The following is an 18,713-nucleotide window of genomic DNA, read 5'->3' as shown; positions in this document are numbered from 1 at the left end:
CTTGTGCAAATGGCCGAGTGCGTTAGCATCGCACCCGCAAATTTCTGTGCGTGATCGATAACGGCTTGATCGTCGAAGACTTTCCTTCCAAGGCCCGCCGCGCGCAGACACCACAATAAAATGGCTTCAGGGGACTTGAGATGAAGAAGTATCTTTCGCTGCTGCTGGCAGGCGCTGCCGCCATGCTGGCGGTCACTACCGCCCAGGCCGGCGCCATCGATGACGCGGTCAAGCGCGGCACGCTGAAAGTCGGCATGGACCCGACCTACATGCCGTTCGAGATGACCAACAAGCGCGGCGAAATCATCGGTTTCGAAGTCGACCTGCTCAAGGCCATGGCCAAGTCCATGGGGGTCAAGCTGGAGATGGTTTCCACCGGTTATGACGGCATCATCCCGGCCCTGCTGACCGACAAGTTCGACATGATCGGCAGCGGCATGACCCTGACCCAGGAACGCAACCTGCGCCTGAACTTCAGCGAACCCTTCATCGTGGTCGGCCAGACCCTGCTGATCCGCAAGGAGCTGGAAGGCACCATCAAGTCCTACAAGGACCTGAACAGCGCCGATTACCGCATCACCTCCAAGCTGGGCACCACCGGTGAAATGGTCGCCAAGAAGCTGATCGCCAAGGCCAAGTACCACGGCTATGACAACGAGCAGGAAGCGGTGCTGGACGTGGTCAACGGCAAGGCCGACGCCTTCATCTATGACGCCCCGTACAACGTGGTGGCCGTCAACAAGGTGGGCAATGGCAAGCTGGTATTCCTCGACAAGCCGTTCACCTACGAGCCCCTGGCCTTCGGCCTGAAGAAGGGCGACTACGACAGCATCAACTTCATCAACAACTTCCTGCACCAGATCCACGAAGACGGCACCTACGATCGCATCCATGACAAGTGGTTCAAGAGCACCGAGTGGCTCAAGGACATGGAATAGGCGTCAGGCAACTGATTGGCGGTTGATCGCGAGCAAGCTCGCTCCTACAGGGCGTACCGCGTTTTTGTAGGAGCGAGCTTGCTCGCGATGATGCCCACCCAGGCTCTGCCGAACCTCCCCGCTGCAAACCGCTGGAACCTGCAAAGTGAACAAACAGAAAAAAGCCCAATGGCCCTGGCACGTGCTGACCGTGCTGGTGCTGATCGGTCTGGCTGGCGCGCTGTACTACGCCACCTCGTTGATGTCCTACGAGTGGCGCTGGAACCGTGTCCCCCAGTACTTCGCCTATCAGGCCGAAGAATCCCAGCGGGCGGCGGAGATCTCCACCGTCGCCGAGGTCGTGCGCCAGGGCGGCAAGGCCCAGGTCACCCTGCGCGGTGACTCGGGTGCCGAGCAGCACCTGAGCGTCGATGAAAGCAGCCTGCAGGTGGCCAGCGGCGATGACGTGGCCGAAGGCGACGTGATCGGCGTCACCCGGCACTGGGCCGCGGGGCCTTTGTTGTGGGGCCTGTGGACCACCTTGTGGCTGTCGGTGGTGTCCGGGGTGCTGGGCCTGATCATCGGTCTGGGCACCGGTCTGTGCCGGCTGTCCAGTAACCCGACCCTGCGCGACCTGTCGACGATCTATGTCGAGCTGGTGCGGGGCACGCCGCTGCTGGTGCAGATCTTCATCTTCTATTTCTTTATCGGCACGGTGCTCAACCTGTCCCGGGAATTCGCCGGGATCGCCGCGCTGTCGCTGTTCACCGGGGCTTATGTGGCGGAGATCGTCCGCGCCGGGGTGCAGTCCATCGCCCGCGGCCAGAACGAAGCCGCCCGCTCCCTGGGGCTCAGCGCCGGCCAGTCGATGCGCCATGTGGTGCTGCCCCAGGCCTTCAAGCGGGTGCTGCCGCCCCTGGCCGGGCAGTTCATCAGCCTGGTCAAGGACACTTCGCTGGTGTCGGTGATCGCCATTACCGAGCTGCTCAAGAGCGGCCGGGAAGTCATCACCACCTCGTTCTCGCCGTTCGAGATCCTGTTCTGTGTGGCGGGCCTGTATTTGTTGATCAACCTGCCGCTGTCGAAGATGGCCAGCCGGCTTGAGCGGAGGCTCGCGCAAAGTGATTGAAGTCCGCGATCTGGTAAAAGTCTTCGACACCCGTGGCCAGGTGGTGCGCGCGGTGGATAACGTCACCACCCAGGTGGCCAAGGGCGAAGTGCTGGTGGTGATCGGGCCTTCCGGTTCCGGCAAGTCGACCTTCCTGCGCTGCCTCAATGGCCTGGAAGCGTTCGACTCCGGCTCGGTGAGCATCGACGGCCTGCAGCTGGCCGATCCCAAGACCGACGTCAACGCCTATCGCCGGGAAGTCGGCATGGTGTTCCAGCATTTCAACCTGTTTCCCCACATGACCGTGCTGGACAACCTCTGCCTGGCGCAGAAGGTGGTGCGCAAGCGCGGCAAGCAGGAGCGCGAGGCCAAGGCCCTGGCGCTGTTGGAGAAGGTCGGTATCGCGCAGAAGGCCCACGAGTTTCCTTCACGGCTTTCCGGCGGTCAGCAGCAGCGGGTGGCGATTGCCCGGGCCCTGGCGATGGAGCCCAAGGTGATGCTGTTCGACGAGCCGACCTCGGCCCTGGACCCGGAAATGGTCGGCGAGGTGCTGGACGTGATGAAGACCCTGGCCCTGGAAGGCATGACCATGGTCTGCGTCACCCACGAAATGGGCTTTGCCCGGGAAGTGGCGGATCGGGTGCTGTTTTTCGATCACGGCAAGTTGCTGGAGGATGCGGCGCCGGAGGTGTTCTTCGAGGCGCCGAAAGACCCTCGGGCCCAGGCTTTCCTGCGTCAGGTGCTGTGAGGCCTGCGCCGGCAAGCCGGTTCCTACATCCCCTGTAGGAGCCGGCTTGCCGGCGAAGCGGTTCAGACCCGGAAACGCCCCACCAGGCTCTGCAAGTGAATCCCCAACCGCGCCAGCTCGGCGCTGGAGGCCGCGGTTTCCTCGCTGGCCGATGACGTCTGTTCGGACACATCACGCACATTCAATACGCTGCGGTTGATCTCTTCCGCTACGGCGCTCTGCTGCTCGGCGGCGGCGGCGATCTGCTGGTTCATCGCCTGGATCGCCGACACGGTGCGAGTAATGTTCTCCAGCGAACCCCCGGCCCGGCGGGTCAGCTCGACGCTGCTGTCGCTCAGGCTGCGGCTGGTGTCCAGGGTGCTGGCCACTTGCTGGGTGCCGCTTTGCAGGCCGACGATCAGCTCGGCGATTTCTTCGGTGGATTGCTGGGTGCGTTGCGCCAGGCTGCGCACCTCGTCCGCGACCACGGCGAAACCGCGTCCGGCTTCGCCGGCCCGGGCGGCTTCGATGGCGGCGTTGAGGGCCAGCAGGTTGGTCTGCTGGGCCACGGACTTGATCACGTCCAGCACGCTGCCGATCTTGTCGCTTTCCTGCTTGAGGTGGCCCATGGCTTCGGTGGAGTTGCCCATCTCGCGGGCTAAGCGCTCGATCTGGGCGATGGCTTCGTTGACCACCCGGTCGCCTTCGCGTGCCTGCTGATCGGCGGCTACGGCCGCTTCCGAAGCCTCTTCGGCGTTGCGTGCCACTTCCTGCACCGTGGCGGCCATTTCATTCATGGCCGTGGCCACTTGGTCGGTTTCGACTTTCTGGCTGTTGACCCCGGCGCTGGTCTGCTCGGTGACGGCGGACAGTTGTTCGGCGGCGCTGGCGATCTGGGTCACGCCGTCGCTGATACCGCCGATCAGCTCCCGCAGGCCCAGGGTCATGCGTTGCATGGCGCGTTGCAGCTGGCCCATCTCGTCGCGCCGGTCGACTGTCAGGTCCTGGCTGAGGTCGCCGGACGCCACGCGCTCGGCGGCCTTGAGGGTCTGTTGCAGGGGCTGGATGATCTGCCGGGTGATGGCCCAGGCAGCGACCATGCCGAAGACCAGCGCCAGTAGCGTGGCGATCAACAGGGTGCTCTTGGCCTGGCTGGCCTCGCTGTCACGCTTGGCGGTCTGCGCGGCGGTCAGTTGCTTGCTCAGGTTCATCAAGCGGTCGCCCTGGGTGGCCATGCGCTTGAGGGCGGCGGCGCCGGCTTCCTCGGAGTCGCTGAAGGCACTGACCGCCGCGCGGTAGGCCTTGAGCGAGTCGCTGGCCTGTTGCAGGTTGGCGATGTGCTGTTCTGGCAGGCGCGAGGGCAGGCCGGTGAGGTTGTTCAGGGCGTTGTCGATGGCGTCCAGGGCCGGCTGCTTGGCTTCGGGCTTGCCGCTGTAGGTGTAGCCGCGAACCTGGAAGCGTGCCTGCTGGATCAGCCTGGAAAGCTCGATGACGTTGTTGAACTGGGCCACGCTGTCGCCTTGCAGCAGCGACTTCTCGACTTCGGCGACCCGGGCCGCGGCGTTGTCCGCGCTGGCCCCGAGCTGGGAGCGGGCCGCTTCGCGGGCTGCGGTGGCGCGTGTCATGTCGTTGAAGGCCCGGTGATACTCGGCGACGGCATCCAGTTGCTGTTCGACCATGGCGATGCTTTCAGGTTGCTGCAATTGCGCGCGGGCTGCTTGCAGGCCTTCGTCGAGCTGCTTGAGCATGGCGTTGACGGCATCGGGACCTTGTTCGCCATGCAGCATCTCGTAGTTGAGGCGGGCGATGCGCAGGTCCTTGGTCATGGCGTAGAGGGTGGAGATGTTGCCCAGCTTGTCGCCACGATCGATGACTCCCGCCAAGCCCGTCCAGCCGGTGGCGGTGATCAACAGGGTCAGCAGCAGTACCAGGCCGAAGCCGATGCCGAGCTTGAGGCTGACGCTCAGGTTTCCCAGTTTTTTGGCTAGCCAACCGTACATGCCGCGAACTCCCTTTTAGCAATATGGGCTTAACCATAGGCTATCGGCGGGAACCCTGGATTCTGTAGCTGACTGGCGGTTTGCTATTACTGGCGACAGGCCCGGCTGAGGCCGTGCCCATCCTCAGAACAGACGGGCGAGCAGGGCGGTGACGGCGGTTTCCACCCGCAGGATGCGTTCGCCCAGTTGCACGGGTTGCAATCCGGCCTTGCCCAGCAGGTCGATTTCGTAGGGAATCCAGCCGCCTTCCGGGCCGATGGCCAGGGTCACCGGCCGATCCACGTCGCGCGGGCAGGGCGGGTACTGCCCCGGGTGGCCCACCAGTCCCAGAGTGTCGGCGCAAAGGGCCGGCAAACGGTCCTCGACGAAGGGCTTGAAGCGCTTCTCGATGACCACTTCGGGCAGCACAGTGTCGCGTGCCTGCTCCAGGCCAAGGATCAGTTGTTCGCGGATGGCTTCGGGTTCAAGGAACGGAGTCTGCCAGAAGCTCTTCTCGACCCGGTAGCTATTGACCAGCACCAGCCGGGGCACACCCATGGTGGCCACGGTCTGAAACACCCGGCGCAGCATTTTCGGCCGTGGCAGGGCCAGGACCAGGGTCAGTGGCAGCTTGGCCGGTGGCGCTTGTTCCAGGGTGACTTGCAGTTCGGCCTCGCCGGCTTCCAGGCGCAGGACCTGGGCGTTGCCCATCAAGCCGTCGATGCGCCCCACCCGCAGGCTGTCGCCCACCGCTACCCGATGCACTTCCTGCATGTGGGTCAGGCGCCGATCGTGCAGTACCACTCGGTCGGCCGCGATGAAGTCGGCCTCCTCCAGAAGCAGCAGGTTCACCCTCGGGTCGCTGGCGGCTGGTCGTTGTGATCGTCGGCCGGGGCGTCGTCCGCATGTTCGCCGCGCTTGCTGATCAGCCCGCCGAACAGCACGCCGATCTCGAACAGCAGCCACATGGGCACGGCCAGCAGGGTCTGGGAGAAGATGTCCGGCGGCGTGAGGATCATGCCCACCACGAAGCAGCCGATGATCACGTAAGGCCGGATCTTCCTCAGGTACGCCACGTTGACCACGCCGATCCACACCAGCAGGACCACGGCCACCGGGATCTCGAAGGCCACGCCGAAGGCGAAGAACAGGGTCATGACGAAATCGAGGTAGCTGGTGATGTCGGTCATCATTTCCACGCCGGCCGGGGTGGCGGCGGCGAAGAACTTGAAGATCAGCGGGAACACCAGGAAGTAGGCGAACGCCATGCCGATGTAGAACAGCAGGATGCTCGACACCAGCAAGGGCACGGCAATGCGTTTTTCATGCTTGTACAGGCCAGGTGCGATAAAGCCCCAGATCTGGTGCAGGATCACCGGAATGGCCAGGAACAGCGAGACCATCATGGTCAGCTTCAGCGGCGTCAGGAACGGCGAGGCGACGTCGGTGGCGATCATCGTCGCGCCGACCGGCAGGTACTGGCGCAGTGGCGTGGAGACGATGGTGTAGATCTGCTGGGTGAAGGCGAACAACCCGGCGAAGATGATGAAGATCGCCGCTACGCAGCGCAGCAGGCGGGTACGCAGCTCGGTGAGGTGCGATACCAGCGGCATGTGTTGGTCGTTCTCTGGGATATCGCTCATGGTGCTCGCGGCGGCAAGGTGGAGTCGTGGGGGGCCGTGGTGGCGGGTGTTGCCACCGGGGCTGCTGGCTCTGCGGTCGGTGCCGAGGTCACTGTCGCGGGGGCGGGCACTTCACTGACTGGCGAGGCTTCGGCTGGCGGCGTGGCGCCTGGCGCGTGGATCGTCTGCACGGCCACAGGCTCCACTGGAGTGGGTTGCTGCTGGGTCGGGGCGAGGATTTTCCGCGCCTCCTGTTCCAGGGACAGAATGTGCTCGTTGTGCAGTTGCCGACGAATTTCATCGGCCCCGATTTCCCGTTCAACTTCCTGTTTTATCGCGTTGAAGCTGCGCTTGAGGCGCCCGACCCACAGGCCGGCGGTGCGCGCAGCGCCGGGCAGGCGCTCGGGGCCGAGCACCAGCAGGGCCACCAGGCCCACCAGCAGCAGTTCAGAGAAGCTGATACCAAACATTAGTCAGTGCTCACGAGTCTTTGCGGGTCGGCTCTTCGACTTTCTGGGCCTGCACGTCGATGGTGTGCGGCTGGTTCAGCGGCGCGCTTTGCTGGGGCTGGGCCGGTGGCACCGGTTGGGCCGCTGGAGGAACCACGGGCTCGGCCGGTTTTTCGTCGTCGTTCATGGCCTTGCGAAAGCCCTTGATCGACTCGCCGACATCGGTGCCCAGGTTCTTGAGCTTCTTGGTGCCGAATACCAGTACCACGACCACCAGGATGACGATCCAGTGTTTCCAGTCAAAAATGCCCATGCTGCGTTTCCTCTTAGAAAGTTGTTCAGGCGGACGGGCGCGAGGCTTTCTCGGCGTGTCCGGACAGACCGAAGCGGCGGTCCAGCTCATCGAGCACGGCCTGGGGATGCTGCCCCAGCTGCGCCAGCATGACCAGGGTGTGGAACCACAGGTCTGCGGTTTCGTAGATCAGGTCGCTGCAGTCGCCGCTGATGGCGGCGTCCTTGGCGGCGATGATGGTTTCCACCGACTCTTCGCCGACTTTTTCCAGAATCTTGTTCAGGCCCTTGTGATACAGGCTGGCGACGTAGGAGCTGTCGGCTGCGGCGTCTTTACGCTCTTCCAGCACCTGGGCCAGACGGGTGAGGGTATCGCTCATGTCAGTGTCCTGCAGAATAAATCGCGTGCGGGTCCTTGAGGACCGGTTCGACGGTTTTCCACTCGCCGTCTTCGAAGACGCGGTAGAAACAGCTGTGGCGGCCGGTGTGACAGGCAATGTCGCCGATCTGCTCGACCATCAGGATGATCACGTCGGCGTCGCAGTCCAGGCGCATTTCATGCAGTTTCTGCACATGCCCGGACTCCTCGCCCTTGCGCCATAGCTTGCCACGGGAACGTGACCAATAAATGGCGCGGTTCTCGGCGGCGGTCAGGCTCAGGGCCTCGCGGTTCATCCAGGCCATCATCAGCACGCGCCCGGTCTTGTGGTCCTGGGCGATGGCCGGCACCAGGCCGTCCGCGTCCCATTTGATCTGGTCCAGCCAATCTTTCATGTTCGACTCCGACAACCGGGCGCCACCCGCTGGTAGCGCCTCGGCGATTGCGACAGTTTGCCAGCAGGTCGCGCCACTGGCTATCGGCGCACGATCAGATACAGACCCACTGCGATCATCACGCCGGCAGGCCAGTGCCCCAGTTCCTGCAGTGGGCCGCCAGCGGCCAGAACGGCGCCACCGGCCAGATGAGCGGTGCCCAGCAAGCGCAGGAACCAGTCGTCCTTGCGTCGCTGCCAGGGCGCAGGAGGATCGGCGGCGTGGGGCTGCGACATGCGTTCCAGCAGGTCGCGGGTCATGTTGGCCAGGTGCGGCAGTTGCTCGATCTGGCTGTGGATATTGCCCAGCACCGCCTTGGGGCTGACCCGCTCGCGCATCCAGCGTTCGAGGAAGGGTTGCGCGGTGTTCCACAGGTCCAGGTCCGGGTACAGCTGGCGGCCCAGGCCTTCAATGTTGAGCAGGGTCTTCTGCAGCAGCACCAGTTGCGGCTGCACTTCCATGTTGAAGCGCCGAGCGGTCTGGAACAGGCGCATCAGCACCTGGCCGAAGGAAATGTCCTTCAGCGGCTTTTCGAAGATCGGCTCGCACACGGTACGGATTGCCGCCTCGAATTCGTTGAGTTTGGTTTCTGCCGGGACCCAGCCGGAGTCGATGTGCAACTGGGCCACGCGGCGGTAGTCGCGCTTGAAGAAGGCGAACAGGTTGCGCGCCAGGTAGTCCTGGTCTTCCGGGGTCAGGCTGCCGACGATGCCGCAGTCGATGGCAATGTACTGCGGGCTCCAGGGCTGCACGGTGCTGACGAAGATGTTGCCCGGGTGCATGTCGGCGTGGAAGAAACTGTCGCGGAACACCTGGGTGAAGAAGATCTCCACGCCGCGCTCGGCGAGCATCTTCATGTCGGTGCGCTGGTCGGCCAGGGTCGCCAGGTCGGTCACCTGAATGCCGTAGATGCGCTCCATCACCAGCACTTTCGGCCGGCACCAGTCCCAGTAGACCTGGGGCACATACAGCAGCGGCGAGCCTTCGAAGTTGCGCTTGAGCTGGCTGGCGTTGGCCGCCTCGCGCAGCAGGTCGAGCTCGTCGTAGATGGTTTTCTCGTAGTCGCTGACCACGTCCACCGGGTGCAGCAGGCGCGCGTCGGCGGAGAGTTTTTCCGCGGCGCGGGCGAGGATGAACAGCCACGCCAGGTCCTGGGCGATGATCGGCTTGAGCCCGGGGCGGATCACCTTGACCACCACTTCTTCACCGGTCTTGAGCTTGGCGGCGTGGACCTGGGCCACCGAGGCCGAGGCCAGGGGCTCGATGTCGAAGCGGCTGAATACGTCGCTGATCTTCTTGCCCAGTTGCTCCTCGATCAGGGCCACGGACTTTTGCGAGTCGAACGGCGGCACCCGGTCCTGCAGCAGCATCAGCTCGTCGGCGATGTCTTCCGGCAGCAGGTCGCGGCGGGTGGAGAGGATCTGCCCGAACTTGATGAAGATCGGGCCCAGGTCCTGCAGCGCCAGGCGCAGTCGGGCGCCACGGCTCAGGTCCAGCGACTTGCGCGGGAACCAGCGCCAGGGCAGGGCGAAGCGCAGGGCCAGGAGAAACCAGGGCAGGGGCAGGGCGAACAGCAGGTCATCGAGGCGGTAGCGGATCACGACGCGCTGGATGCGCAACAGACGGCGGACGGCAAGCAGCTTCATGCGTTATCGCTTGGGTCAAGGGAGCGGGAAAGGCGCTCGAAGCGCGCCTCAAGGCGTTCCAGGTCGAGTTTGGCCTGATCCAGTTCGCGAAAGCGCGCTTCGGCTTCGCGCTGACCCACCAGGGTCCGCGATTCTTCGGCGAGGAATTCGGCAAGGTTCTGATTCAGGCTGGCAAAGCCCTGTTGATAGCAGCGTGCCCGGCTGCGCACATGGCCACTGAACAGCTGGGTGGCCACGGGGCCCAGCCAGCGGGACAGTTCGTATTCCCAGTCCAGCTCCAGATCCTGGAGGATGGCCGCCAGGTCCAGCAGCACGCCGCTGTCGCCTTCCAGCTCCACCTCCGGCGCGTGCAGCACTGCGGTCTTGTCCTTGCTCAGGGCCAGGCGTACCAGGCTCGATGCCGGCGCGCGGAGGATGCAGTCCGGGTCGGCGGCCCACTGGCTGGCCAGTATCAGGCCTTCATCGCTGGGCAGGATGAACAGTTGCAGTGCCGGGCTGCGGCAGTCGACGGCGATCACCTTGCCGTTGAGGTGCTGCAGGCGCGTCAGGGCCGTGCTGTCCAGACGCAGCATCCGGTTGATGCCGGTCTCGACGCTGGCGAGCAGGCCGCTGAGCAACATCAGGGCTTGATGCCGCGGTGCAGGGCGACGATGCCTGCGGTCATGTTGTGATAGGTCACGCGGTCGAAACCGGCCTCGACCATCATCGACTTCAGGGTTTCCTGGTTGGGGTGCATGCGGATCGATTCGGCCAGGTAGCGGTAGCTTTCCGAGTCGTTGGTGATCAGCTTGCCGGCCAGGGGCATGAAGGCGAACGAATAGGCGTCGTAGACCTTGGACATCAGCGCGTTGGTCGGCTTGGAGAATTCCAGCACCAAGAGGCGGCCACCGGGCTTGAGCACCCGCAGCATGGAGCGCAGGGCGTCTTCTTTATGGGTGACGTTGCGCAGGCCGAAGGCGATGGTCACGCAGTCGAAATGGTTGTCGGGGAACGGCAGTTTTTCCGCGTCGGCCTGGACGAATTCGACGTTGCCGGCCACACCCAGGTCCAGCAGGCGGTCACGGCCGACCTTGAGCATGGATTCGTTGATGTCCGCCAGCACCACTTGGCCGGTCGGCCCAACCAGGTGGGAAAACCGCTTGGTCAGATCGCCCGTGCCGCCGGCGATATCCAGCACACGGTTGCCGGCGCGCACGCCGGAGAGCTCGATGGTGAAGCGTTTCCACAAACGGTGCATGCCGCCGGACAGTACGTCGTTCATCAAGTCGTACTTGGCCGCTACCGAGTGGAACACCTCTGCGACTTTTTCCGCTTTCTGGCTTTCAGGAACGTTCTTGAAGCCGAAATGCGTGGTGGGTTCGGCATCGCTGCCTTTGCGCTGATCAGTCATATCGCTGTCACCAAAAGAGAATGCGCGACATTCTAATCCCGGTGGCGGTCTTTGTCTTGGCAAGGCTGAATGTAAGATAGCGAACCGCCGGGACGTTTTGACGCACGCAGGGTCAAGATGCTTCAGGCAAGTCCGGAAACAGCAGGAGTCCTTCGATGGCCCGTATTAGTGTTGAACGCGCCCATGGCCTGGGTAAGCAGGTAGCCCGTGAAAAGGCCGACAAACTGGCGCAGAAACTCGCCGATCAATATGGCCTGGAGCCGCAATGGGCGGGAGATACGCTGAACCTCAAGCGCTCCGGGGTCAAAGGCGCGGTGCATGTGGGCGAGGCGTCGATCCGGATCGACGTGGAGCTGGGCCTGTTGATGTCGGCCATGAGCGGCACCATCCAGTCCGAAATTGAAAAAGCCCTGGACAAGGCCCTGGCCTGACCTCCACTCCCCAGGAGCCGGCTTGCAGGCCAATCCAAGGCACTGCAATGGTTGCCAAGGTTAAGCGCCTTGCCGGCGAGCCGGCTCCGACATGAATTGATGACATTCGTTAGGGTGCCGATTCTAATTTTTCTCTCTAGGTTGTGCCTCAGGTCCTCGTTTCGAGGACGGTTCCTCAAACCATCCGCGCGTGAGGTGCACCATGGCCAAAGTGATTCTGAAGAAAAAAGTTGATGCTCAATCGACTGCTCTGAGCGAAGTCAAATCCTATGCCCGCAAGATCTGGCTGGCAGGCCTTGGTGCCTACGCCAAAGTCGGCCACGAAGGCAGCGAATACTTCCAGGAGTTGATCAAGGCCGGTCAATCCGTTGAAAAGAAAGGCAAAAAAGTTGTCACTGAACAACTTGAAGCGGCCAATAGTCAGATAGATAGCGTTAAAGGGGATGTCAGTACTCTTAAAGGCAAGGTCGAAGTGCAACTGGACAAGGTCGAGAAGGCCTTTGACACGCGCGTCGCCAGTGCCTTGAATCGCATCGGCATTCCGTCTAAACATGACGTCGAGACACTCTCTGCTAAGCTCGATGAGCTGACGGCGTTGCTCGAACGTGTCGCGCGTAAACATTAAGGAGAACGGGATGGCTGGTAAAAAGAATACTGAAAAAGAAGGCAGCTCGTGGATCGGGAAAGTCGAAGAGTACTCCCGTAAAATTTGGCTTGCTGGTTTAGGCGTGTACTCGAAAATCGACTCTGACGGCAGCAAGCTTTTCGAGACACTGGTCAAAGATGGCGAGAAAGCCGAGAAACTGACCAAGAGTGTAGTCGGCAAGAAAGTCGATGCCGCCAAAGACTCCGCAAGTTCGGCCAAGTCGCGCATCAGCGACGTCAAGGACCGCGCCCTGGGCAAGTGGGACGAACTGGAAGGCGCTTTCGACAAGCGTTTGAACAGTGCCATCTCGCGTCTGGGCGTACCGAGCCGCAACGAGGTGAAAGCACTGCATGACAAGGTCGACACCCTGACCAAGCAGATTGAAAAACTCACAGGTGCCAAGGTCGCGCCGGTTGCGGCCAAGACCGCCGCTGCCAAGCCTGCGGCAAAACCTGCAGCCAAGCCTCTGGCCAAAGCTGCCGCTAAACCCGCCGCCAAGCCTGCCGCGAAAACCGCTGCCGCCAAACCGGCTGCCAAAACCGCTGCCAAGCCTGTTGCAGCAAAACCTGCGGCCAAGCCCGCCGCCAAGCCTGCGGTGAAAGCCGCCGCCAAGCCTGCGGCTAAACCCGCTGTGGCGAAAAAGCCTGCCGCCAAGAAGCCTGCTACCAAGCCCGCAGTGGCGGCCAAGCCAGCAGCGCCAGCCCCGACGGCTTCGGCCAGCTCGGCAAACTCTGCCGCAGCCCCCAGCCCGGCGGTAGCGCCGACTGCTGCGCCAGCTCCAGCGACGCCAAGCAGCCAGTCCTGATTGCATCGGGCACAAACAACGCCCGGCCTGTAAAGGCCGGGCGTTTTTTATTGGGCCGCGTTCGGTACTCGCCAGGCGCGCCTATGCCTGTTCTTCCAGGTAGCGCAACGCCATCTGTTCGGTGGCCAGCTTCGCCGGCGGTAACAGGTGCGGAGCCACCAGCATCATGATCTGGTAGACCACCAGGCGCACTTCCCCCTCGCGATCAAGAATCCGCTGGTAGTCCAGGGAAAACAGCAGGGTCAGGGTGATCTGTTCCACCAGTTGGCCCAGGGCCTGGGTCCCGCTGACCAGTTGCCCCTGGGCTTTGAGCCGGGCCAGCAGCGAGGCCAGGGTGCGCTTGAGGGCGTTGAGCAGGTGGCGAATGCCCTTGGCCAGTTTCGGCAGGCGCCCCGCGAGGTTGGACAGATCCTGGAACAGGAAGCGGTAGTGGGCCAGGCGCTCGACAATCAGGTGCAGGAACAGCCAGTAGTCTTCCGGCGCCAGTTGGGCATCGGACGGCGGGTCCAGCAGCGGTGTCAGCTCGTTCTGGAAACGTTCGAACAGGCCGAGCACCAGGGGCTCCTTGCCATGGAAGTGGTAGTAGAGGTTGCCGGGGCTGATGCCCATCTCATTGGCCACCTCCATGGTGGAGACGTTGGGCTCGCCCTTCTGGTTGAACAGTTGCAGGGCACATTCGAGTATCCGGTCGCGGGTCTTCATCCTGACTTCTTGTCGGTCCATTGGGCGGACGACTCCGGCATGGAGTCGTGGAGCAAAGTGTTTTCAGCGCACGCGCACGTAGGTGCCCGGTGCATCCTCCATGGGCGGATAGTTCGGGTTGCCGAGGGTGGTCAGGGTTTCCCGCTGCGCTCCAGAGTGCTCCTGGACCCAGCTCAGCCACTGGCCCCACCAACTGCCGTCGACATGCTTGGCGTCGTAATACCAGGCTCGCGGATCGCTGCTGAGCTTGTGGTTTTCCACGTAGTTGGCCTTGGGGTTGCTCGGCGGGTTGAGAATGCTCTGCACATGCCCGCTGTTGGACAGCACGAAGCGCCGTTCTCCGCCCAGCAGCAGGGTCGAGCGGTACACCGCATCCCAGGGAGTGATGTGATCGTTGATGCCGGCCACGCTGAAGCTGTCCACCGTGACCTTCTGCAGATCGATCGGGGTGCCGCAGACTTCAAGTCCGCCTTCGTGGCTCAGAGGGTTGTGCTTGAAGAAGTCCAGCAGGTCGCCGTGCAAGGCGGCGGGCAGGCGGGTGCTGTCGTTGTTCCAGTAGAGAATGTCGAAGACCGGCGGCTCCTTGCCCAGCAGGTAGTTGTTGACCCAGTAGTTCCAGATCAGGTCGTTGGGGCGCATCCAGGCAAACACCTTGGCCATGTCGCGGCCATCGAGCACCCCTTGCTGGTAGGAGCGACGCTTGGCCGCTTCCAGGGTTTTCTCATCGGCGAATAGGGTGGCCGGGCTGTCCAGCTGGCTGTCCAGCAGACTCACCAGGTAAGTGGCGCTGGCGACCCTGCGCAGCTGGCGCTTGGCCTGCAGGTGACCTTGCAGGGCGGCGATGGTCAGGCCGCCGGCGCAGGCGCCCACCAGGTTGACGTCCCGACTGCCGGTGATGGCCCGGGCGACGTTCAGTGCCTCCTCGGTAGCCTCTACGTAGCTCGACAGGCCCCACTCGCGATGGCGCACGTCCGGGTTGCGCCAGCTGATCATGAACACCTGCAGGCCGTTCTTCAGGGCGTACTGGACGAAGCTGTTGTGCGGGCTGAGGTCGAAGATGTAGTACTTGTTGATTTGCGGCGGCACGATCAGCAACGGCTTGGCGTACTGTTTCTCGCTCATGGGGCTGTACTGGATCAGTTCCAGCAGCTCATTGCGAAACACCACCGAGCCTGGGGTCACGGCCAGATTCTTGCCGATCTCGAAGGCGTGCTTGGTCACCTGGCTGGGCAGTCCGTTGTTGTGCAACAGGTCGTCCAGCAGGTTGCCGATGCCGCGCACCACGCTGTTGCCGCCGGTGTTGAAGATTTCCTTGAGAGCCAGGGGATTGAGCAGGGTGTTGGAGGGCGACACCGCGTCGTTGAGCAGGGAGAAGGCAAAGTGCGCCCGGGCCCGGTCGTCCTCGCTCATGCCGCTGTCGTCGATCCAGTGCCGGACCTGCTTCTGCCAGCTGAGGTAGGCCTGCAAGCCTCGTTTGTAAAAGGGGTTGAGGGTCCAGGCCGGATCGGCGAAGCGGTTGTCCTTGGGATTGGGTTTATGCAGGGTTTCCCCCAGCAGTACACGTCCCAGCTGGCCACCCAGGGCCAAGGTATGGCGGGCGCTGTGCAACGGGTTGCGCAAGCTGTGGGCCGCAATGCTGCGCAGTGTCGAGAGCAGATCCCGGCCGCGCAGACCGGTGATCGCGCTCTGCGCATTGATGTAGGCCGCAGGGGCCGGAAGCGAACCCTGTGCAGGCTTGTCTTGCATGAGTCAACACTCCTTCGTCAAACCACTAACAAGCAGACCAATCCAAGACAGACAACATAGTCGCTCCTGGCCTTTCTTGCGCGCGACGACCCTGTCGGCAGCGTTGTTTTATTTCGTTGGGTGCGATGGCAGTGGATGCGGGTGCATCACGGCGCGTTGTCGCTCTTCCTGGAGGAATTTCATGATGATCGGGGCGACGGCCTCGGCCCGGGTGATCAGGAACAGGTGGCCGTCGTCGATGATGTGCAACTGCGCGTTGGGAATCCGCCAGGCCAGCATGCGCATATTGATCAGGGGGATCAGTGGGTCATCGTCGCCGGCCAGCACCAGTGTCGGCTGGTGGATCTTGTGCAGCCAGTGGATGCTGGTCCAGCCCAGTCCGGCGAACAGCTGCCAGTAGTAGCCCAGCTTGCCGGCCGAGCGGACCTTGGCGGCGTGTTCGGCGGCCAGGTTCGGATCGCGACGGAAGGCACCGCCGTAGATCAGCGGCGCGATGCGCATCACATGGGAAGGCTGCACGTAGCGCCGTGGGCTGGCCATCATCCACAGCACCTTGGGTTTGCCGGGGACCATGAAAGCGCCAGCGGCAGTGGCCGCCAGTACCAGTTTCTTGCAGCGTTCGGGGTAGTCGTAGGCGAACTGCTGGGCCAGGGCTCCACCCCAGGACACGCCCACGGCATTGACCTGGCCGTAGTCCAGGTAATCGAGCATGCGGGCGGTCAGCTTGGCCAGGCCGGGAAAACGATAAGGCCGGCTCGGGGTCGAGGAACCGCCCACGCCGGGGACGTCGAAGGCAATGACTTCCAGGTCAGGATCCAGGGCCTGGACAAAGGGAAAGACCAGCTCCAGGTTGGCGCCGATGCCGTTGAAGATCAGCAGCGGCGTCAAGTGAGGCTTGCCGGGGCGTACCGCCGTGCGGATGGTCTGCCCATCCAGATCAACGGTGCGAAAGATAAAAGAGTGTGGCATGCCGTAGCCCTGTGAATTGAACCAAGGGCGACGCCGTTCCTGGCGTCGTCCGGATTTTCTGAGGCTAGGCCTCGTACCAAGAATAGGGCTTGGCGACGCCTCCTGGCGCCGCATCGTTCAATGCCTTGACTCAGCGCTCGTGGACGTAGGTCCCCGGTGCGGCTTCGGCGGCGGCGTACTTTTTGTTGCCCAGCGTGCTGGGGGCCGCTTTCAGCTCGCCGGAACGCTCTGCTTGCCAGGCTTGCCAGTACAGCCACCAGGAGTCGGTGTGCTTGATCGAGTTTTCCTGCCATTGATCGGGGCAGACCGGGATCTCGGTGCTGGTCATGTAGCGCGCCTTGGGGTTGCCCGGCGGATTCAGGATGCTCTGGATATGCCCGCTGCTGGACAGCACGAACTCCACGTTGCCGCCAAACAGTTGCGCCGACTTGTAGCAGGACTTCCACGGGGTGATGTGATCGTTGGTGCCGGCCAGGGAAAAGATATCGGCGGTCACCTGTTTCAGGTCGATGGGCGTGCCGCACACTTCCAGTGCATTGGGGCGCACCAGGGGGTTGTTCTTGAACATCTCGATCAAATCGCCGTGGAACGCCGCGGGCAGGCGGGTGGTGTCGTTGTTCCAGAACAGGATGTCGAACACCGGTGGTTCGTTGCCCAGCAGGTAGTTGTTGACCCAGTAGTTCCAGATCAGGTCGTTGGGGCGCATCCAGGCAAATACCTTGGCCATGTCGCGACCTTCGAGCACGCCGGCCTGGTAGGAGTGGCGCTTGGCCGCTTCCAGGGTCTGCTCGTCGACGAACAGCGCCACCTGGGTATCCAGGGTGGTGTCGAGCACGCTGACCAGCAGGGTCAGGGCATTGACCTTCTTTTCCCCGAGCGCGGCGTAGTGGCCCAGCAGCGCGGTGCAGGTGATGCCGCCGGAGCAGGCCCCGAGCATGTTCACATCCTTGCTGCCGGTGATCGCGGTGACCACGTCGACCGCCTCCTTCAGGGCCTCGATGTAGGTCGACAGGCCCCATTCCCGTTGTGCCTTGGTGGGGTTGCGCCAGCTGACAATGAAGGTCTGCACGTTGTTGCGCAGGCAGAAGCGCGCCAGGCTCTTGTCCGGGCTGAGGTCGAAGACGTAGAACTTGTTGATCTGGGGTGGCACCACCAGCAGCGGGCGTTCATACACCTGCTCGGTGATCGGCCGGTACTGGATCAGCTCCAGCACATCGTTGCGGAACACCACCGCACCTTCGCTGGTGCCGAGGTTCTTGCCCACTTCAAAGGCGTCCATGTTGACCTGGCTGGGCATGCCGCCGTTCTGCACCAGGTCCTTGGCCAGATGGGACAGGCCGTCCAGCAGGCTCTTGCCGCCGGTTTCGAAGAAGCGCTTGACCGCGGCGGGGTTGGCCATGCTGTTGGTCGGCGCCATGGCCTCGGTCATCAGGTTGATCACGAAATGACCACGGCTGATGTCCTGGTCGGACAGGTTGCTGTCGCCGATCCAGTCGTGAAGCTCCTTGCGCCACGCCAGGTAGGTTTGCAGATAGCGTTTGTACAGCGGGTTCTGGCTCCAGGCCGGATCGTTGAAGCGACGGTCGTCGCTCTCCGGTTGCAGGGTCGACTTGCCAAATAGCACGTTCTTCAGCTCAAGGCCGAAATGGGCGACATGCTTGACGCTGTGGATGGGTTGTTTGATGGCCTGGGTGAGCACCATTCGAGCAGAGGTAAGCAGATCCTTTCTACGTAAGCCGATGACCGGATTGAGCCCCAGGGTGTTTTCCGAGGCTTGGCGTTTCAGGTCATCGATATTCTTGTTACTCATCTACGACGCTCCATTGTCCTGAGACGAGTACCGGACCTGCTGTGCAGTCACACAGCACGATGCCAGGTACTACTGCTCGGGTGACCGTTGATTGCGTACCGCTGCTTTAAAAGTGCAGAGAACTCTGCAGGGAACTTGCCAGTTCCATTGGTTACCCGAGTTTAATTTTTTTCGCAAGCAGGCCATTCATTGGCCATGCAGCCCAGCATTCAAACAGATGAAATTAGAAAATGCCCTCTAAACAGCCGGAGGCTCGGGCTAGAGCATCAGCTTGATTATCGACTCATTCGGATCGCGGGATTTTCCGGCCGCTTTGAGCTCTGCCAGATAATCGCTCCACAGCTCGTCCTGACGCAAAGCCAACTGGTACAGGTAGTCCCAGGTGAACAGTCCGCTGTCATGGCCATCGTCGAAGGTCAATTTCAGTGCGTACTGGCCCGCCGGTTCAACCTTGCTCAGGCCGACGCCGAGCTTGCCGAATTGCAGGATGGGCTTGCCGTGGCCCTGGACCTCGGCGGAGGGAGAATGCACCCGCAGGAATTCCGCAGGCAGGTGATAGACCTCGTCCGGCCCGTAGGTCAGGGTCAGGGTTTTCGAGGCTTTGTGCAGGTTGATGCCGGAGGGGAGTTTAGTCATGGAGGCAGCTTAAAGCTGCAAGCTGC

At 62.6% G+C, this 18,713-nt stretch carries 21 protein-coding genes; 6 read left to right on the top strand and 15 right to left on the bottom strand.

The features are described 5' to 3' along the window. Positions 1 to 140: 140 nt before the first annotated feature. The 3 genes from GWQ44_RS14155 to GWQ44_RS14145 all read left to right on the top strand — a co-directional run bounded on the left by GWQ44_RS14155 (position 141) and on the right by GWQ44_RS14145 (position 2,773). Complete coding sequence (locus tag GWQ44_RS14155) at positions 141 to 938, top strand: transporter substrate-binding domain-containing protein (RefSeq protein WP_047301171.1); 798 nt, start codon at positions 141 to 143, stop codon at positions 936 to 938. A 145-nt stretch (positions 939 to 1,083) separates the two neighbouring features. Continuing rightward, complete coding sequence (locus GWQ44_RS14150; RefSeq protein ID WP_016962724.1) at positions 1,084 to 2,046, top strand: amino acid ABC transporter permease; 963 nt, start codon at positions 1,084 to 1,086, stop codon at positions 2,044 to 2,046. Then, positions 2,039 to 2,773, top strand: coding sequence for an amino acid ABC transporter ATP-binding protein (locus GWQ44_RS14145; RefSeq protein WP_016962726.1), 735 nt, complete (start codon positions 2,039 to 2,041; stop codon positions 2,771 to 2,773). The genes GWQ44_RS14150 and GWQ44_RS14145 overlap by 8 nt, the downstream gene beginning before the upstream one ends. 62 nt (positions 2,774 to 2,835) lie before the next feature. Here the strand turns inward: GWQ44_RS14145 and GWQ44_RS14140 are convergent, their stop codons facing one another. From GWQ44_RS14140 to ubiE, 10 genes are all read right to left on the bottom strand, one after another. Beyond that, positions 2,836 to 4,752 carry a methyl-accepting chemotaxis protein gene (locus GWQ44_RS14140; RefSeq protein ID WP_275927592.1) on the bottom strand — a complete coding sequence of 639 codons (1,917 nt, stop codon included), beginning with the start codon at positions 4,750 to 4,752 and terminating at the stop codon, positions 2,836 to 2,838. Between the two features lie 123 nt (positions 4,753 to 4,875). Then, a complete protein-coding gene (locus tag GWQ44_RS14135; protein WP_016962729.1) occupies positions 4,876 to 5,583 on the bottom strand; it encodes a 16S rRNA (uracil(1498)-N(3))-methyltransferase in 708 nt (235 codons plus the stop codon). Then, the gene (gene tatC / locus GWQ44_RS14130; RefSeq protein WP_275927591.1) at positions 5,580 to 6,374 is read right to left on the bottom strand and encodes a twin-arginine translocase subunit TatC; all 795 of its coding nucleotides are present in this window, start codon (positions 6,372 to 6,374) and stop codon (positions 5,580 to 5,582) included. The genes GWQ44_RS14135 and tatC overlap by 4 nt, the downstream gene beginning before the upstream one ends. After that, positions 6,371 to 6,823 (bottom strand): Sec-independent protein translocase protein TatB, encoded by a 453-nt coding sequence (gene tatB / locus GWQ44_RS14125; protein WP_275927590.1) that lies wholly within the window; start codon positions 6,821 to 6,823, stop codon positions 6,371 to 6,373. The genes tatC and tatB overlap by 4 nt, the downstream gene beginning before the upstream one ends. Before the next feature lie 10 nt (positions 6,824 to 6,833). Further along, the gene (locus GWQ44_RS14120; protein ID WP_016962732.1) at positions 6,834 to 7,115 is read right to left on the bottom strand and encodes a twin-arginine translocase TatA/TatE family subunit; all 282 of its coding nucleotides are present in this window, start codon (positions 7,113 to 7,115) and stop codon (positions 6,834 to 6,836) included. A 25-nt stretch (positions 7,116 to 7,140) separates the two neighbouring features. Next, the gene (locus GWQ44_RS14115; RefSeq protein ID WP_103741122.1) at positions 7,141 to 7,473 is read right to left on the bottom strand and encodes a phosphoribosyl-ATP diphosphatase; all 333 of its coding nucleotides are present in this window, start codon (positions 7,471 to 7,473) and stop codon (positions 7,141 to 7,143) included. 1 nt (position 7,474) lies between these two features. Further along, positions 7,475 to 7,867 (bottom strand): phosphoribosyl-AMP cyclohydrolase, encoded by a 393-nt coding sequence (gene hisI / locus GWQ44_RS14110; RefSeq protein ID WP_016962735.1) that lies wholly within the window; start codon positions 7,865 to 7,867, stop codon positions 7,475 to 7,477. A gap of 80 nt (positions 7,868 to 7,947) precedes the next feature. Next, complete coding sequence (gene ubiB / locus GWQ44_RS14105; RefSeq protein ID WP_016962736.1) at positions 7,948 to 9,552, bottom strand: ubiquinone biosynthesis regulatory protein kinase UbiB; 1,605 nt, start codon at positions 9,550 to 9,552, stop codon at positions 7,948 to 7,950. Beyond that, on the bottom strand, positions 9,549 to 10,172 hold the full coding sequence (locus GWQ44_RS14100; protein ID WP_275927589.1) for an SCP2 sterol-binding domain-containing protein: 624 nt from the start codon (positions 10,170 to 10,172) through the stop codon (positions 9,549 to 9,551). Before GWQ44_RS14100 ends, ubiB begins: the two co-directional genes overlap by 4 nt. Next, the gene (ubiE, locus tag GWQ44_RS14095) at positions 10,172 to 10,942 is read right to left on the bottom strand and encodes a bifunctional demethylmenaquinone methyltransferase/2-methoxy-6-polyprenyl-1,4-benzoquinol methylase UbiE (protein ID WP_011058802.1); all 771 of its coding nucleotides are present in this window, start codon (positions 10,940 to 10,942) and stop codon (positions 10,172 to 10,174) included. Before ubiE ends, GWQ44_RS14100 begins: the two co-directional genes overlap by 1 nt. Positions 10,943 to 11,097: 155 nt before the next feature. On the opposite strand from ubiE, the gene GWQ44_RS14090 reads away from it, so the two are divergent. The 3 genes from GWQ44_RS14090 (at position 11,098) to GWQ44_RS14080 (ending at position 12,824) form a co-directional block, all read left to right on the top strand. Beyond that, a complete protein-coding gene (locus tag GWQ44_RS14090; RefSeq protein WP_016962738.1) occupies positions 11,098 to 11,373 on the top strand; it encodes a polyhydroxyalkanoic acid system family protein in 276 nt (91 codons plus the stop codon). 202 nt (positions 11,374 to 11,575) lie between these two features. Next, the gene (locus tag GWQ44_RS14085) at positions 11,576 to 11,998 is read left to right on the top strand and encodes a phasin family protein (RefSeq protein WP_016962739.1); all 423 of its coding nucleotides are present in this window, start codon (positions 11,576 to 11,578) and stop codon (positions 11,996 to 11,998) included. A gap of 10 nt (positions 11,999 to 12,008) precedes the next feature. Next, positions 12,009 to 12,824 (top strand): phasin family protein, encoded by an 816-nt coding sequence (locus GWQ44_RS14080; protein WP_016962740.1) that lies wholly within the window; start codon positions 12,009 to 12,011, stop codon positions 12,822 to 12,824. Positions 12,825 to 12,905: 81 nt separating this feature from the next. Here GWQ44_RS14080 and GWQ44_RS14075 read toward each other — a convergent pair whose 3' ends face one another. From GWQ44_RS14075 to GWQ44_RS14055, 5 genes are all read right to left on the bottom strand, one after another. After that, positions 12,906 to 13,526, bottom strand: a complete 621-nt coding sequence (locus tag GWQ44_RS14075; protein ID WP_047301188.1) for a TetR/AcrR family transcriptional regulator — start codon at positions 13,524 to 13,526, stop codon at positions 12,906 to 12,908. 63 nt (positions 13,527 to 13,589) lie between these two features. Then, positions 13,590 to 15,272, bottom strand: a complete 1,683-nt coding sequence (gene phaC, locus GWQ44_RS14070; protein ID WP_047301190.1) for a class II poly(R)-hydroxyalkanoic acid synthase — start codon at positions 15,270 to 15,272, stop codon at positions 13,590 to 13,592. Between the two features lie 108 nt (positions 15,273 to 15,380). Beyond that, the gene (phaZ, locus tag GWQ44_RS14065; RefSeq protein ID WP_016962741.1) at positions 15,381 to 16,241 is read right to left on the bottom strand and encodes a poly(3-hydroxyalkanoate) depolymerase; all 861 of its coding nucleotides are present in this window, start codon (positions 16,239 to 16,241) and stop codon (positions 15,381 to 15,383) included. A 130-nt stretch (positions 16,242 to 16,371) separates the two neighbouring features. Next, on the bottom strand, positions 16,372 to 18,051 hold the full coding sequence (gene phaC / locus GWQ44_RS14060; RefSeq protein WP_016962742.1) for a class II poly(R)-hydroxyalkanoic acid synthase: 1,680 nt from the start codon (positions 18,049 to 18,051) through the stop codon (positions 16,372 to 16,374). 258 nt (positions 18,052 to 18,309) lie between these two features. Further along, positions 18,310 to 18,687 (bottom strand): gamma-butyrobetaine hydroxylase-like domain-containing protein, encoded by a 378-nt coding sequence (locus GWQ44_RS14055; RefSeq protein WP_016962743.1) that lies wholly within the window; start codon positions 18,685 to 18,687, stop codon positions 18,310 to 18,312. Positions 18,688 to 18,713: the final 26 nt, after the last annotated feature.

Source organism: Pseudomonas sp. 3MA1, assembly GCF_029237275.1.
GTDB lineage: Bacteria > Pseudomonadota > Gammaproteobacteria > Pseudomonadales > Pseudomonadaceae > Aquipseudomonas > Aquipseudomonas fluorescens_AP.
Note: the sequence above shows the minus strand (reverse complement) of the source record. Positions and strands in the feature narration are given on the sequence as shown.

Bases quoted from the DNA above. Each gene is read 5' to 3' on its own strand.
- GWQ44_RS14055 (WP_016962743.1), bottom strand. From the start codon at position 18,687: ATGACTAAACTCCCCTCCGGCATCAACCTGCACAAAGCCTCGAAAACC.
- GWQ44_RS14080 (WP_016962740.1), top strand. From the start codon at position 12,009: ATGGCTGGTAAAAAGAATACTGAAAAAGAAGGCAGCTCGTGGATCGGG.
- phaC (WP_047301190.1), bottom strand. From the start codon at position 15,272: ATGCAAGACAAGCCTGCACAGGGTTCGCTTCCGGCCCCTGCGGCCTAC.
- hisI (WP_016962735.1), bottom strand. From the start codon at position 7,867: ATGAAAGATTGGCTGGACCAGATCAAATGGGACGCGGACGGCCTGGTG.
- GWQ44_RS14120 (WP_016962732.1), bottom strand. From the start codon at position 7,115: ATGGGCATTTTTGACTGGAAACACTGGATCGTCATCCTGGTGGTCGTG.
- tatC (WP_275927591.1), bottom strand. From the start codon at position 6,374: ATGAGCGATATCCCAGAGAACGACCAACACATGCCGCTGGTATCGCAC.
- phaC (WP_016962742.1), bottom strand. From the start codon at position 18,051: ATGAGTAACAAGAATATCGATGACCTGAAACGCCAAGCCTCGGAAAAC.
- GWQ44_RS14090 (WP_016962738.1), top strand. From the start codon at position 11,098: ATGGCCCGTATTAGTGTTGAACGCGCCCATGGCCTGGGTAAGCAGGTA.
- GWQ44_RS14085 (WP_016962739.1), top strand. From the start codon at position 11,576: ATGGCCAAAGTGATTCTGAAGAAAAAAGTTGATGCTCAATCGACTGCT.
- tatB (WP_275927590.1), bottom strand. From the start codon at position 6,823: ATGTTTGGTATCAGCTTCTCTGAACTGCTGCTGGTGGGCCTGGTGGCC.
- GWQ44_RS14140 (WP_275927592.1), bottom strand. From the start codon at position 4,752: ATGTACGGTTGGCTAGCCAAAAAACTGGGAAACCTGAGCGTCAGCCTC.
- phaZ (WP_016962741.1), bottom strand. From the start codon at position 16,241: ATGCCACACTCTTTTATCTTTCGCACCGTTGATCTGGATGGGCAGACC.
- GWQ44_RS14100 (WP_275927589.1), bottom strand. From the start codon at position 10,172: ATGTTGCTCAGCGGCCTGCTCGCCAGCGTCGAGACCGGCATCAACCGG.
- GWQ44_RS14075 (WP_047301188.1), bottom strand. From the start codon at position 13,526: ATGAAGACCCGCGACCGGATACTCGAATGTGCCCTGCAACTGTTCAAC.
- ubiE (WP_011058802.1), bottom strand. From the start codon at position 10,942: ATGACTGATCAGCGCAAAGGCAGCGATGCCGAACCCACCACGCATTTC.
- GWQ44_RS14115 (WP_103741122.1), bottom strand. From the start codon at position 7,473: ATGAGCGATACCCTCACCCGTCTGGCCCAGGTGCTGGAAGAGCGTAAA.
- GWQ44_RS14155 (WP_047301171.1), top strand. From the start codon at position 141: ATGAAGAAGTATCTTTCGCTGCTGCTGGCAGGCGCTGCCGCCATGCTG.
- ubiB (WP_016962736.1), bottom strand. From the start codon at position 9,552: ATGAAGCTGCTTGCCGTCCGCCGTCTGTTGCGCATCCAGCGCGTCGTG.